Source organism: Buchnera aphidicola (Schlechtendalia chinensis) (assembly GCF_001648115.1).
Classification (GTDB): Bacteria; Pseudomonadota; Gammaproteobacteria; order Enterobacterales; family Enterobacteriaceae; genus Buchnera_B; species Buchnera_B aphidicola_N.
In genome coordinates this window covers 540,049-554,331 of record NZ_CP011299.1, presented here as the reverse complement: position 1 = coordinate 554,331, position 14,283 = coordinate 540,049, and the positions used below count along the sequence as shown (strand labels likewise).

Here is a 14,283-nt window from a genome sequence, read left to right as displayed (position 1 = left end):
ATGTATTTTTTTTTAAATATTATTACATTAAGTTTGTAATATACATTATTTAAATGTTTTATAAATTTTAGGAAAATATTCTTAGTATAAGGAATCATATTTATATATGAAGAGAAAATACAAAATTGCAGTTTTACCAGGTGATGGTATCGGACCTGAGATAATGAGAGAAGGATATAAAATTTTAAATGTACTTCAAAAAAATTTTTGTATGAATATTGAAACAAAAGAATATGATGTTGGTGGAATTGCAATAGATAGACATGGAATTGCACTTCCTGAAAGTACTTTGCGCGGATGCGAAAATTCTCATGCAATTTTGTTTGGAGCTGTTGGTGGTCCAAAATGGGAGAATTTATCGTCTTACTTACAGCCAGAAAGAGGTGCTTTGCTTCCTTTAAGAAAATATTTTAATTTGTTTGCAAATTTGAGACCAGCTCGTTTGTATTCTGGAATAGAAAACTTATCTCCTCTTCGATTTGAGATAGTTTCTAGAGGATTTAACGTTTTGTGTGTGCGCGAATTGATAGGAGGAATTTATTTTAATAAGAGAAAAGGAACAAAATATGTAAATTCTAAAAAGTATTCTTTTGATACTGAAATGTATTATCAATTTGAGATCGAGAGAATAGCTCATATAGCATTTAAATTAGCTTTAAGTAGAAAGCGTAATCTGGTTTCTATTGATAAAGCTAACGTATTGGAAACTTCTGTATTATGGCGAGAAACGGTTAATACTGTGTCATTAGAATATCCTGAAGTGAATTTATCTCATTTATATGTTGATAATGCTACTATGCAATTAATTAAAAATCCTGATAAGTTTGATGTAATTTTATGTTCTAATTTATTCGGTGACATTATTTCTGATGAATGTGCAATAATTACCGGTTCTTTAGGTTTGCTACCGTCAGCCAGTTTGAATGAAGCAGGATTTGGTTTATATGAGCCAGCAGGTGGTTCAGCTCCAGACATCAAAGGAAAAAATATCGCTAATCCTATTGCTCTAATTCTTTCAATTGGTATGCTATTTAGATATAGTTTTCAATTAATTGAAATTTCAAATATTATTGAATCAGTAGTATATGAAGTTTTAAGATTAGGTTATCGTACAAAAGATATCTTGCAAAAGAATAATAATCTTGTTAGTACTAGTGAAATGGGCGATGTTATATCTAAATTTCTATCTTATAGAAGAATACAATGAAAAAAACACTCTATCAAAAATTATATGATGCACATATAGTATGTGAAGAAAAAGATCATCTTCCAATCTTGTATATAGATTTACATTTAATACATGAAGTTACTTCTCCTCAAGCTTTTTGTGAAATGCGTTCTAAGAATAGATTTGTAAGACAACCGAATAAAACTTTTGCTGTTATGGATCACAATGTTCCAACGATTAGTAGAAATTTAGAACTTTCAACTGTTATAGCTAAGAAACAAATGAATGAATTAATCAAGAATTGTGAAGAATTTAACATTAAATTGTTTGATTTAAGCAATCCTAACCAAGGAATTGTTCATGTTGTTGGTCCTGAGCAAGGAATGATTTTACCAGGAATGACTATAGTTTGTGGTGATTCTCATACTTCTACACATGGAGCTTTTGGCACGTTATCTTTTGGGATTGGTACATCTGAAGTAGAACACGTTTTGTCTACGCAAACGTTAAAACAAGATCGTTTTAAAAGTATGAAAATAGAATTGAATGGTAATATTAATTATGGAACTACAGCAAAAGACATAATTTTATTTATAATAAGGCGTTTAGGGATATCTTGTGGATCTGGATATGTTATAGAATTTTCTGGAAGTTTAATTCCTCATTTGAGTATGGAAAGTAGAATGACGATATGTAACATGGTCATTGAAATGGGTGCAAAATCAGGAATTATTGCTCCGGATAAAGTTACTGTAGAATATTTGAAAAATCGTACATATGTCCCAAAAGGCAAAGATTGGAATTGTGCATTGTTGTATTGGAACACTTTAAAATCTGATTTAGGGGCGAATTTCGATAAGAAAGTAGTGTTAGATATATCTTCTGTTTCTCCTCAAGTTACTTGGGGGACTAATCCAAGTCAAACGATTTCTATTGATGAAAAAATCCCGGAACTTTTATCTTATTATGATGTTATTGAGAGAAATAGTGCAGAACAATCATTGCAGTATATGGGACTAGAACCTGGAATGTATTTAACAGATGTATCAATTGATAAAGTATTCATTGGATCATGTACTAATTCTAGAATAGAAGATTTACGTGATGTTGCAAATATTGTAAAGCATAAATGTATTTCTGACACTGTGCATGCCATTATTGTTCCAGGATCAGGTACGGTAAAACGACAAGCAGAGGAAGAAGGGTTAGATAAAATATTTGTTAACGCTGGATTTGAATGGCGTCATTCTGGCTGTTCCATGTGTTTAGCTATGAACGGTGATTGTTTGAAGAGTAAAGAACGTTGTGCTTCGACAAGTAACAGAAATTTTGAAGGTCGTCAAGGTAGAGGTGGAAGAACACATTTGGTTAGTCCAATTATGGCTGCGGCAGCAGCACTTTTTGGTCATTTTGTTGATGTTAGGAAATTATAATTATAATACAAATTTTTTTTTGGAAACATAAATATGGAAAAATTTACTTGTTATACTGGATTGGTAGCTCCTTTAGATATATCGAACATAGATACTGATGCGATTATTCCTAAACAATTTTTACAAAAGATTACTAAATCGGGATTTGGTAAACATTTGTTTCATAATTGGAGATATTTAGATAATTTAGGAAGAATTGAAAATCCTGATTTTTCTTTAAATCAAAACTTTTATAAGAATAGCACAATCTTATTGTCTCGAGAAAATTTTGGATGCGGATCATCGAGAGAGCACGCAGTTTGGGCTCTTTTAGAATACGGATTTAAAGTAATTTTATCGTCTAGTTTTTCTGATATTTTTTATAATAATAGTATTAAAAATGGTTTGTTACCTGTAGTACTGTCTAAAAATTTAATAGATCATTTATTTAATTTAGTTTTAAAGTTCCATCGTATATTTGTAACAGTAAATTTGATTGAGAATAAAATTTTAATAGATAACAAACATCATACATTTGAGATTAATCATTTTCATAAATGCTGTATGTTAAATGGATTAGATGACATTGATTTAACGTTAAAGCATATTGAAAAAATAAAATATTATGAAAGTAGAATCCCAAAATTTTTAAGTCCTTTCAATTAATTTTTAAGATGATTTTAAAACTATCTAATTAGTTTATAAAAAACATTATAAATATCATTTATATTCTAAATTTTTAGCATTTATATTATTTGTCATTGAATTAAAATAAATTTTTTATGATTATATTTTCAATGTTTTTTTATTTCTTTATATTTTTAATTTTTGATATGCAATACTATTTACATACTATGTATGTAGTTGAATCTTTTAATTTTTTAAAATATACAAAGAATCGTAATATATATTTTATAGTTTTAGTATGATTTTTTGAAATAAGCATACGCAATAAACGTTATTTAAAAGTTTCAGTGTTAACTAGTATTCGTAATAAAGAAAATTATTATTTCTTTATTTTATAAATTTTTCAAGAATATCATATTATAAATTTAATTTTTAGGAAGATAAATGAATCAACAATTAATTATTTTTGATACAACGTTAAGAGATGGTGAGCAATCTTTACAAGAAAGTTTAAGTGTTGAAAAAAAATTAAAAATAGCTTTTGCTTTAGAAAAATTAGGAGTTGATATTATAGAGGTAGGATTTCCTATTTCGTCTCCAGGTGATTTTAAATCTATTTGTATTATTTCCAAAAATATTAAAACTTCTAAAGTTTGTAGTTTAGCTAGGTGCATTGATAAAGATATAGATGTAGCAGCTGAAGCGATGAAAAACGCTGATTATTTTCGGATTCATATTTTTTTAGGCACGTCTTCTTTGCATATGGAATCTAAATTAGGACGAACGTTTAACGAAATCGTAGAAATGGCGGTTCGTTCTATAAAGAGAGCACGAAAATATACAGATGATATTGAATTCTCTTGTGAAGATGCAGGAAGAACAGATTTGGACAACTTATGTCGTATTGTAGAAATTGCAATTAGTTCTGGTGCAACGACAATTAATATTCCAGATACAGTCGGTTACACTATTCCTAGCCAATTTCAAGATATAATTACTTCTTTATATCGAAAAGTTCCTAATATTGATAAAGCAGTTATATCAATACATTGTCACAACGATCTAGGAATGGCTGTTGCTAATTCTGTTTCTGCTATACAAGCAGGAGCAAGACAAGTAGAAGGAACTATAAATGGAATAGGAGAACGTGCTGGAAATGCATCTTTAGAAGAAGTAATTATGGCTATTAAAGTACGAAATGACATTTTTAAATTAAATACTAATATAAAATATAAAGAAATTTATAATACTAGTCAAATAGTTAGCAAAATATGTAATATATCTATTCCATCTAATAAATCTATAGTAGGAGAAAATGTTTTTACACATTCTTCCGGAATACATCAAGATGGAGTATTAAAGAATCGAGAAAATTACGAAATAATAATTCCTGAAACTATAGGCTTGAAATCAAAATTATTAAATTTAACTTCTCGCTCAGGGCGCGCCGCTGTTAAACATTACATGTCTAATATGGGATATTTAGAAGATCATGACTATAATTTAAATAATTTATATGATTCTTTTCTAAAACTTTCTGATAGAAAAGGTAGAGTTTTTGATTATGATTTAGAAATATTATCTTTTTCTAATTCAAATAGTGAACTATTAGAATATTTTAAATTAAAAAGTTTTATTATTAAGTCTAGTTCGAATGGTACATCACATTTATCTATAAAAATTTTATGTGGATCACAAATTTATAATCGAGTTATTATTACTAAGAATGGATTGATATATGCAATATATAAAATATTCAATGAGATTGCGTCATTTAAGTTTAAAGTAAAAAATTTTGTAATGATGAATAAGGAAAATATTAATACTTTTGGGAATATTAAGATTGAAGCGTGCTATGGAAATCGAATTTTTTATGGAGTAGGTATCTCAAAAGATATCTTTGAATCTTTTATACAAGCTATGATTGATATTTCAAATAGTATTTGGAAAATAATATATATACGAAAAAAATTAAAAAAATCTTTATTAATGTAGTACTTTCATAACATTATTAATTTTTAAAATATGGATGTAAAAAGTATATTTAATTTTTACGTTCATATATATGATGTACAAATATTGAATTATTTATAAATAATAAATATATTTTAAAATGTTAAAGATGTTTTTATTATAAGAATTATGATTAGATGTTGTTTGAAAACCAACTTTCTAAAATTATAGCTGCAGATATTGAATCAATTCTCGATTTTCGTAATGATTTGAATCCGTGTTTTTCAAATAGTATTGTTTTTGCTTCTACTGTAGTCAATCTTTCATCGTGTAGATAGATTGGTATTTTAAAATATTCAAATATTTTTTTTGAAAATTTTTCTGATTCTTTTGTAATTTTTTGTTTTGTTCCATCCATATTTAATGGTAGTCCAACAATTATAAAATTTGGATGCCATTCATAGAATAGATTTTCAAATATTTCTATTTTTATTTTTTTGTTTTTTATTTTTATAGAAGGCAAAACTTGTGCAGTTTTTGTAATTTTTTGTCCTACTGCTACTCCAATATTTTTTCTTCCAAAATCAAATGCTAAAATGGTCATTTGTATGAATGTCCGTGATTTTATGTAGTTTATTTATATCAATTCTAACATTTAGATCTGAATTTTTTCATATTTTAGACATAAAAGTTCTAAATAATATTTTATTATTTTCTGATATTGTTAGCTATATACTATTTAAAATTTTTTCTATTTTCGTTCTTACTAGTACATACGTTTTATTACTAAGTTTTGAAAAAATAGTTTTTTAAAAGATAGATAGTTAGGAACTATTTTTTAACAGGCGTTTTTCTATGGAGTTTAAAATTATATTGCTTATAGATATTTTGCATTTAGATTGAATTTCATTTATACAAGTTGGACTAGTAATATTAATTTCTGTTAGTTTATTTCCAATGACATCTAATCCTACGAAATATAATCCGTTTTTTTTAAGTGTTTTAGATACAAAATTTGCTATATTCCAGTCATATCGTGTTAATTTTTTTACTTTTCCTGTTCCTCCTACAGCTAAGTTACCTCGATTTTCATTGATTTTTGGAATTCTAGATAAACACCAAGGAAATGGTTTTCCGTTGATAACTAATATTCTCTTATCTCCATTTTTAATTTCTGGAAGATAAATTTGCGATATACACAATTTTTTCCCGTGATTAGTCATAGTTTCAATAATGACCATTGTATTAGGATCATTTTTTTTTATTCGAAATATTGAGAATCCACCCATGCCGTTTAATGGTTTGATTATAATATCTTCATATTTTTGTAAAAAGTTGTGTATTTTAGAAATGTTACTAGTTATTAAAGTTTTGGGAATTAAATTAGGAAACCATATAGTAAACAATTTTTCATTAAAATTACGTAAACTTTTTGGTTTATTTATTACAAGAACTCCTTGATTTTCAGCTTGTTCAAGAATATAAGTGATATATATATATTGTTCATTAATAGGAGGGTCTTTTCTCATTAGAATTATGTCTAAATTTAATAGTGAGATATTTTTTTCTTTTTTAAAAAAAAACCATTTTTTAATGTTGTTCTTTAATGTTAGTAATTTTGCTTTTGCAAATGGTTTATTATTTTCGAGATATAAATCTAATAATTCCATGTAGTATATTGAATATTTTCTCTTTTGAGCTTCTAACAATATAGCAAAGCTAGAATCCTTTTTTATATTAATAGAACAAATAGGATCCATTACAATTCCTAATTTTATTTTCATTTTTTTTGCATTTATACTTGCTCTATATTAATCTTATTTTTTAATATCATTCAAATTCTATTTTTTAAGAATTATTATGTATTTAGAATAATAATATAGGTATTTTTTGTCAACTACATTATTATAGTTTTTTAAAGTGAATGTTAAAATTTTTTAAAAAACTATTTTGTACGTTTAATTTTTTTGTTTCTGAGTTTTTGAAACTTTACAAATATTGTTTTATATACTACAGATATTTTTATATAATAGTAAAACGTATTTTAAAAAGTTAGTCGAAATCATTTTTTTAAATTAATGCCTTTTAATTTCTTTTTATCACATTAGTTTTATTATTTTTTTAATATTGCATTTATAAAAAAAATTTTATTTTTCATAATAATTGGATTCAGAATAGTTATCAAATCGAGACCAATGACCATTAAACGTTAATTTAATTGTACCAATAGGTCCATTCCTTTGTTTTCCTATGATTATTTCTGCAATTCCTTTTAAATCTGTGTTTTCGTGATATAGTTCATCTCGGTATATGAACATAATTAAATCTGCATCTTGTTCCAGAGATCCTGATTCTCTTAAATCAGAGTTTATTGGTCTTTTATCTCCTCTTTGTTCTAACAATCTATTTAATTGTGATAATGCTATTATAGGAACATGCAATTCTTTTGCTAATGCTTTTAGTGTTCTTGATACTTCAGCAATTTCTAGTGTTCTATTTCCGATTAATGATGGAACTTTTATTAATTGTAAATAATCTACCATAATTAGGCTTAATCCATTGTTTTCGCGGTAAATTCTTCGTGATCTAGATCGCATTTCTGTAGGTGTTAGTGTTGATGAATCATCAATATACATGTTTTTTTTCTTTAATAAAATGTTTATTGTACTAGAAATTCGAGACCAGTCTTCATCGTTAAGTTTTCCGGTTCGTATTTTTTCTTGATTTACTCGAGATAATGAGGACAACATGCGCATCATGATTTGTTCTCCTGACATTTCTAAACTGAAAATTAATACCGGCTTTTCATAAGTCATCGCAATGTTTTCACAAATATTCATAGCGAATGTTGTTTTTCCCATTGAAGGACGAGCAGCAATAATAATTAAATTTGAAGGTTGTAATCCTGACGTTTTTTTATTGAGATCCTGATATCCTGTATTAATTCCGGTAATTCCTTTATTAGATGTATTAAGTAACTTTTCGATGTTTTTTAGAGTAGTATCGAGAATTTGTTCTATATTTTTAGGTTGAGAGTTTATCTTTAGACGGTTTTCTGTAATATTGAATATTTTAGATTCAGCTAAATTTAAGAGTTGTTCACTAGTTTGACCTTGTAAATTATATCCAATATGGATAATTTTCCTTGCTTCTTGAATTATTTCTCGAACAATAGAATGTTCACGAACTATTTCAGCGTAAGTTGAAATATTAGCAGTGCTTGGAATATTTTTAGATAATTCTGCTAAGTAAGAAAATCTTCCTATTTTTTCTAATTCTCCTTTTTTCTCTAAAGATTCTGATAACGTTATGAGATCAATAGGATATCCTCGATTTAGTAGACATTGCATTTCTCGGAAAATTAGTTTGTGAGGCAAACTAAAAAAATCGTTTTCTGTAATTTTTTCTGTTATGCAATCCCATTGTTCGTTATCTAACATTAGCCCACCTAATATAGATTGCTCAGCTTCTATAGAATGAGGTGGTATAATGTTTTCTTCAATTTGGTTATTGTATATTTTTTTTTGTGACATTTTTAACATAACACCAAAATTCAATCGTTTTAAGTATAAATTATATCTTTATTTTCAAAATAAGATATGTAACTAAAATAGTTTTACTATTAAATAAAAAGTTTTTGTTTTTAAATTAGACTTTTGATAAATTTATTGAATTTTAATAGTATAATGAATACTGGAATGTATATGAATTTTTGTTTTAAAATTTTTAATAATACGTTATTACTACTTTTAAGCAACAAATTTTAATGCTTTTTCTAATACTTTTATGTTAGAATTTTTTTTATACGAATTTTCAATGATATGTTGTTTCCACCTTTTACATCCATGAAATCCATGAAATAGTCCTAACATGTGTCGTGAAATATGTTTTAAAGGTGTTCCTGTGCATAATTCTTTTTCAATATAAGGATACATATTTTCTGTGAGTACTTTTATAATATTTTTTTTTAATTCAATAATTTCTGAATCTATTTGAGATAGTATAGAAGGATTATTATATATAGATCGTCCTATCATAACTCCATCAACGTACTTTAAATGCATTTTGGAATCTTTTATGGATTTGATGTTTCCATTAATAATTATAGTTAATTTTGGAAAATCTTTTTTTAGTGCATATACTATGTTGTAATTTAATTTTGGAATTGTTCTATTTTCTTTTGTACTAATACCTTGAGATAATGCTTTTCGTGCATGAATTATAAATTTTTGACATAGCCCGTATTTTGAAACGTTCTCTATAAGATTTTTTAGAAAGTAATAGTTATCATATTCATCTAATCCAATTCTTGTTTTTATACTTACTGGTATTGGACTTGCATTTACCATTATTTTGACAATATTTGTTAAAAGAGGGATATTTTTTATTAAATATATTCCGAACCCTGCATATTGTATTTTTTTAGAAGGACAGCCTACATTTAAATTTATTTCATCGTATCCTTGCAAATGAGCTATAATCGCGCATCTTTCTAATTTTTTGGGGTTTTTCCCAGCAACTTGGAGAGCAATTGGATGTTCATAAGTTTCTAAAACTTTATGTTTTGATTGAATTAAATGATCTTCAGTAATCATTTCAGTATACAATAATGTTTTTTTAGTGAATTGTCGATGTAAAAATCTGCAGTGTCGATCAGTGTAATGTAGCATAGGAGCAACTGAAAATTTGTAATAATTTTTCATGTTATTTTGTTAGATATTATGAATTGTTCTAAATGTATAATGTTTAATTAAATTACGATTAAAAGTTTGACATTTATTAATAGTATTAATATTGAATGTTTTAATGTTTTATTTTTATAAATTTTTCAAATAGAATTTATGTATTTATGAAAATTAATATGTTTCATGATATACTAAAAACTCATGAATTTACAATTATTTTAATAAAAATTAATAATTTTTTGAGTTGAGATCAAAATTATGGCTAGTAGAGGGGTAAATAAAGTTATCCTTATAGGATATGTGGGTCAGGATCCAGAAATTAGATATATGCAAAACGGAATAGCAGTGACTAATATTACATTGGCTACGTCTGAAAATTGGAAAGATAAGAATACTGGAGAGATAAGAGAAAAGACGGAATGGCATAAAATTGTTTTTTTTAATAAGTTAGCAGAAATTGCAGGAGAATATTTAAAAAAAGGATCTCAAGTTTACGTTGAAGGATCGTTACAAACTAGAAAATGGCAGGATCAAAATGGAATAGACAGATATGTTACAGAGATTATTGTTGGTGTAGGTGGAACAATGCAAATGTTAGGAAGTAGAAACGTAAACCATCAATCATCTCCTTTAGTAAAATCAAAAAATCACGTTTATGAATCTGAAAAAAGCGTGTTAAAAGTTCATGAGGATAGAGATAATTCTAAAAAGAATTTAGCTGTTCATTCTGATGATCTAGAATTTGATGATGAAGACATTCCTTTTTAAAATCTTTTTTTTGGTACTTAATTATGTATTATATATTGTTAGTATTCAAAAAATAGTTTTTTAAAATCTACATTTTTTATTTCTTGTTCTAACAGTTCAAACTTTTAGAAAATTCTAGTATTATTTTAGAAAATTTATATTTTTTAGAAATAAATGGAGCGTGAGCACATTTTTCCATTATTATTGACTTAGTGTGAGGCCATTTTATGTCTAAAATTTTAACTATTTCCTTTGGCACAAATGTATCTAGTTTTCCATATATTCTAAGAAATGGAATTTTTAGTTTAACTATTTCATTTCTCAAATCTGAAAATTGAAGTATTTTTAATCCTTTTTTGAGTGTCGACGTATTAGGTTTTGGATAAGATAAAATGTCTTTTTTAAGATTGAATATTTCTTCATTATAGTTTTGGTAAATAATTGGCTGCATATCTATAAAATTTTGAATAGTTTCTTCATAGTTTGTTGTTAGTTCATAATAGAGTTTAGATAACGTATGTGCACGAATTCCAGGCCAATTTTGGTGCATTAAGAAGCACGGTGAAGATGAAACGCTAATAAGTCCTTTAATTTTTTTTGGATAAAGTAAAGAAATTTTACTAACGATCAGTCCTCCGATAGACCATCCTAGCAATATAGAATTGTTGGGTATATTTTTTTCTAATAATTCAGCGGTTTTTTTTAAATTCATGAATTTTAATGTATTATTTTCCCCGAATCCTGGTAGATCTATGAGATGTATTGTAAAATTTACGCTTAATGCAGGAAGTAATGCATTCCAAATTTTTGAATTAAATCCAAATCCATGAATTAAAACTAAATTAATTTTTCCAGTTCCTATAGTGTTCCAATAAAAATTTTTCATTATATTGTAATTTTTAGTTATTTCTTTTTAATTGTGATATTTTACGAAATATAATATTTTTTTAAACTTAGTTTTGTATTTTATTGTGTAAAATAAATATTATATTTTATAAACAATTTTGAGGATTTTAGTTAATTTATTAATATTTTAAATTATATCAATATATGTTATAATTTCAAGAAAATGAGAACTTTTAAATGTTATGTGTTTTTTACTAAATACTTTTTAGAATACTATTAAATTCCAATTAGTTGAGTTTATACCATGATTAACATATCTAAATTAGCTCAAAATCATTTTTTAAACTTGCTTTCTAAACAAAAAAAGAATACTCATATTAGAGCGTTTGTAAGTTACCCTGGTACACCTATTGCTAAATGCGGAGTATCTTTTTGTTATCCAGAAGAAATTACAAAACATGATGTAAAATTTAGATATGACAAATTTCAGTTATATATTGATAAAATAAGCATGCCATATCTTAAAGATTCTGTTATTGATATTGTAACAGAAAATTTCCAATCTCAATTGACACTTTTAGCACCTTATGCTAAAAGATGTATCATAAAAAATGATTCTGCCTTAGAAGAAAGAGTAAAATTTTTTTTAGATTCTAAAATTAATCCACAATTGTTATCTCATGGTGGAAGAGTACATTTAATAAATATTACTCAATCAGGATATGTTGTCATAAAGTTTTCTGGGGGTTGTAATGGATGTTCTATGGTAGGTCGTACGTTAAAAGATGGAATAGAACGACAGTTATTAGTTGAATTTTCTGAATTTCAAGGCGTTTACGATGTTACAGAACATCATAAAGGAGAGCATTCGTATTATTAATATAAAATTATGTTTTCCAATATTAAATTGTGTTTGTTAAGTTTTTTAAAGTAATAAAAAATTCTTTTTATAATGTCTTTTTTTATTATTTCAATGTAAGAAATACTTTTCGACTTTTAAAATAGTTTTTTTAGATTTTTAAAAACATAAAAATTTTTATGTTTTAAGAATTTTTTGATTTTTGTGTATCTTAATTTATAATAAACTATTTTTAAAATTGTTATAAGTTTAAAAAATGCATTTTAAGAGTTAGATACATTTTAATCACATTTATTAAATATTTTAAAATTTTTGTGTAAGAATAGTTAGTTTGTGATCAGTATATTTTAATATTTCAAATTGTAGTTTTGTATTAAGTCAGTCAATTATTTTAAAAATAAAATTTAAACATAATTTTTTAAACTATGATTTTTAGTATTTTAAATTGTAAATACTAAATTGAATAGCAATTGAACGAAAATATTTTTGCGCGATTTTTTGTGAATGTATTCAATGTAAGTAGATTAAATTTTCATTTTTGAAATGCTTTCTATATTTAATAGATATTTTTATTAATGTCAATGTGTTTTTTAAAATAGTGTAATAATTAAATTTTTTTAAAAATTGTTACGTAATTTTAAAAAGAAGTTTATTAAATTTTTATTATTTTATATATTTTGTTTAAAATTTTTTTATTTAACGTTAATTTGGAGAACATATGAAACGCGCATTTATTCTAGTCTTAGATTCATTTGGGATTGGTTCAACAAATGATGCGCATGAATTTAATGATGTCGGAGCTAATACATTTGGTAACATAGTTAAATATTGTTACTTAGGAAAAGCAAACAATGGTCGTACAGGCTCTCTTCGTATACCTAATTTAACATCTCTTGGATTAGTAGAAGCTGCCAATAGGTCTATGAAAAAAAAAATGGTGGGAGTTGAAAAATGTGAAAATATTATAGGAAGTTATGCGTATGCTAGTGAAATTTCGTCAGGCAAAGATACGTCTTCCGGTCATTGGGAAATATCTGGAGTTCCAGTATTAGAGAAATGGGATTGTTTTAATAAGGTTATAAACAGTTTTCCAGAATATTTGTTAAAAAAAATTATTTTAGAATGCAATTTAGTTGGAGTGTTAGGGAATTGTCATGCTTCTGGAATTTCAATATTAAATGATTTTGGAGAAGAACATATAAAGACAAAAAAGCCTATCTTTTATACTTCTATTGATTCAGTTTTTCAAGTTTCTTGTCATGAACAGATATTTGGATTAAAAAAATTATATGAACTTTGTAGAAAAATTCGAAAAATATTAGATGAAGAAAACTTTAAAATCGGAAGAGTTATTGCTAGGCCTTTCACTGGAAACAAGAAATTTAATTTTTTAAGAACAGGAAATCGACGTGATTTTTCAGTGGAACCTCATGATACAACTATTTTAGAAAAAGTAATAAATGAAAAGTCTGGAAGTGTAATTTCAATAGGTAAAATTTCAGATATCTTTGCAGGAAAAGGAATAACAAAACAGGTTAATGCTATTGGTTTATCAAATTTGTTTAATTCTACTATATGTGAGATTAAAAAATCTACAAATAATACAATTGTATTTGTTAATTTTGTAGATTTCGATTCTTCTTGGGGACACAGACGTGATGTGTCTGGTTATGCGAAAGGATTAGAATGGTTTGATAATCGTTTACCAGAACTGTTAAAATTAGTACAAAGAGAAGATATTTTAATTATTACTGCTGATCATGGTTGTGATCCTACATGGATTGGCACTGATCATACTAGAGAAAATGTTCCAATATTAGTATATTGGCCAACTATTGAACCAACTTTTTTAGGTCATCGAGAAACGTTTGCAGATATAGCCCAAACATTAACAAAATATTTCAAATTATCTCCAATGAAGTTTGGAAAAGAAATGTTTTTTAAACGGTAAAAATATTAATATTACTAATGTGATTTTATAAAAAT

12 protein-coding genes are annotated in these 14,283 nt (G+C 25.9%); 7 read left to right on the top strand and 5 right to left on the bottom strand.

What is annotated here, in order from left to right:
- Positions 1 to 106: 106 nt before the first annotated feature.
- The 4 genes from leuB (at position 107) to leuA (ending at position 5,202) form a co-directional block, all read left to right on the top strand.
- Complete coding sequence (gene leuB, locus XW81_RS02560) at positions 107 to 1,207, top strand: 3-isopropylmalate dehydrogenase (RefSeq protein WP_075474378.1); 1,101 nt, start codon at positions 107 to 109, stop codon at positions 1,205 to 1,207.
- Positions 1,204 to 2,601, top strand: coding sequence for a 3-isopropylmalate dehydratase large subunit (gene leuC / locus XW81_RS02555; RefSeq protein ID WP_075474377.1), 1,398 nt, complete (start codon positions 1,204 to 1,206; stop codon positions 2,599 to 2,601). Before leuB ends, leuC begins: the two co-directional genes overlap by 4 nt.
- Positions 2,602 to 2,634: 33 nt before the next feature.
- The gene (gene leuD / locus XW81_RS02550) at positions 2,635 to 3,246 is read left to right on the top strand and encodes a 3-isopropylmalate dehydratase small subunit (RefSeq protein WP_075474376.1); all 612 of its coding nucleotides are present in this window, start codon (positions 2,635 to 2,637) and stop codon (positions 3,244 to 3,246) included.
- Between the two features lie 405 nt (positions 3,247 to 3,651).
- The gene (gene leuA, locus XW81_RS02545) at positions 3,652 to 5,202 is read left to right on the top strand and encodes a 2-isopropylmalate synthase (RefSeq protein ID WP_075474375.1); all 1,551 of its coding nucleotides are present in this window, start codon (positions 3,652 to 3,654) and stop codon (positions 5,200 to 5,202) included.
- A gap of 151 nt (positions 5,203 to 5,353) precedes the next feature.
- Here the strand turns inward: leuA and ruvX are convergent, their stop codons facing one another.
- From ruvX to dusA, 4 genes are all read right to left on the bottom strand, one after another.
- On the bottom strand, positions 5,354 to 5,764 hold the full coding sequence (gene ruvX, locus XW81_RS02540; protein WP_075474374.1) for a Holliday junction resolvase RuvX: 411 nt from the start codon (positions 5,762 to 5,764) through the stop codon (positions 5,354 to 5,356).
- A 220-nt stretch (positions 5,765 to 5,984) separates the two neighbouring features.
- A complete protein-coding gene (gshB, locus tag XW81_RS02530) occupies positions 5,985 to 6,944 on the bottom strand; it encodes a glutathione synthase (protein ID WP_075474372.1) in 960 nt (319 codons plus the stop codon).
- Between the two features lie 363 nt (positions 6,945 to 7,307).
- Positions 7,308 to 8,702, bottom strand: coding sequence for a replicative DNA helicase (gene dnaB / locus XW81_RS02525; protein ID WP_154017313.1), 1,395 nt, complete (start codon positions 8,700 to 8,702; stop codon positions 7,308 to 7,310).
- Between the two features lie 207 nt (positions 8,703 to 8,909).
- The gene (dusA, locus tag XW81_RS02520; protein ID WP_075474370.1) at positions 8,910 to 9,863 is read right to left on the bottom strand and encodes a tRNA dihydrouridine(20/20a) synthase DusA; all 954 of its coding nucleotides are present in this window, start codon (positions 9,861 to 9,863) and stop codon (positions 8,910 to 8,912) included.
- A gap of 240 nt (positions 9,864 to 10,103) precedes the next feature.
- Between dusA and ssb the strand changes: the two genes are divergently transcribed.
- Positions 10,104 to 10,613: a single-stranded DNA-binding protein gene (gene ssb, locus XW81_RS02515; protein WP_075474369.1), complete on the top strand. Its 510-nt coding sequence runs from the start codon at positions 10,104 to 10,106 to the stop codon at positions 10,611 to 10,613.
- Between the two features lie 88 nt (positions 10,614 to 10,701).
- On the opposite strand, the gene bioH is transcribed toward ssb, so the two are convergent.
- Positions 10,702 to 11,478, bottom strand: a complete 777-nt coding sequence (gene bioH, locus XW81_RS02510; RefSeq protein ID WP_075474368.1) for a pimeloyl-ACP methyl ester esterase BioH — start codon at positions 11,476 to 11,478, stop codon at positions 10,702 to 10,704.
- Between the two features lie 264 nt (positions 11,479 to 11,742).
- Here bioH and XW81_RS02505 point away from each other — a divergent pair, with 264 nt between their 5' ends.
- Both XW81_RS02505 and XW81_RS02500 read left to right on the top strand, forming a co-directional pair.
- Positions 11,743 to 12,318 (top strand): NfuA family Fe-S biogenesis protein, encoded by a 576-nt coding sequence (locus tag XW81_RS02505; protein WP_075474367.1) that lies wholly within the window; start codon positions 11,743 to 11,745, stop codon positions 12,316 to 12,318.
- Between the two features lie 697 nt (positions 12,319 to 13,015).
- Complete coding sequence (locus tag XW81_RS02500) at positions 13,016 to 14,248, top strand: phosphopentomutase (RefSeq protein ID WP_075474366.1); 1,233 nt, start codon at positions 13,016 to 13,018, stop codon at positions 14,246 to 14,248.
- Positions 14,249 to 14,283: the final 35 nt, after the last annotated feature.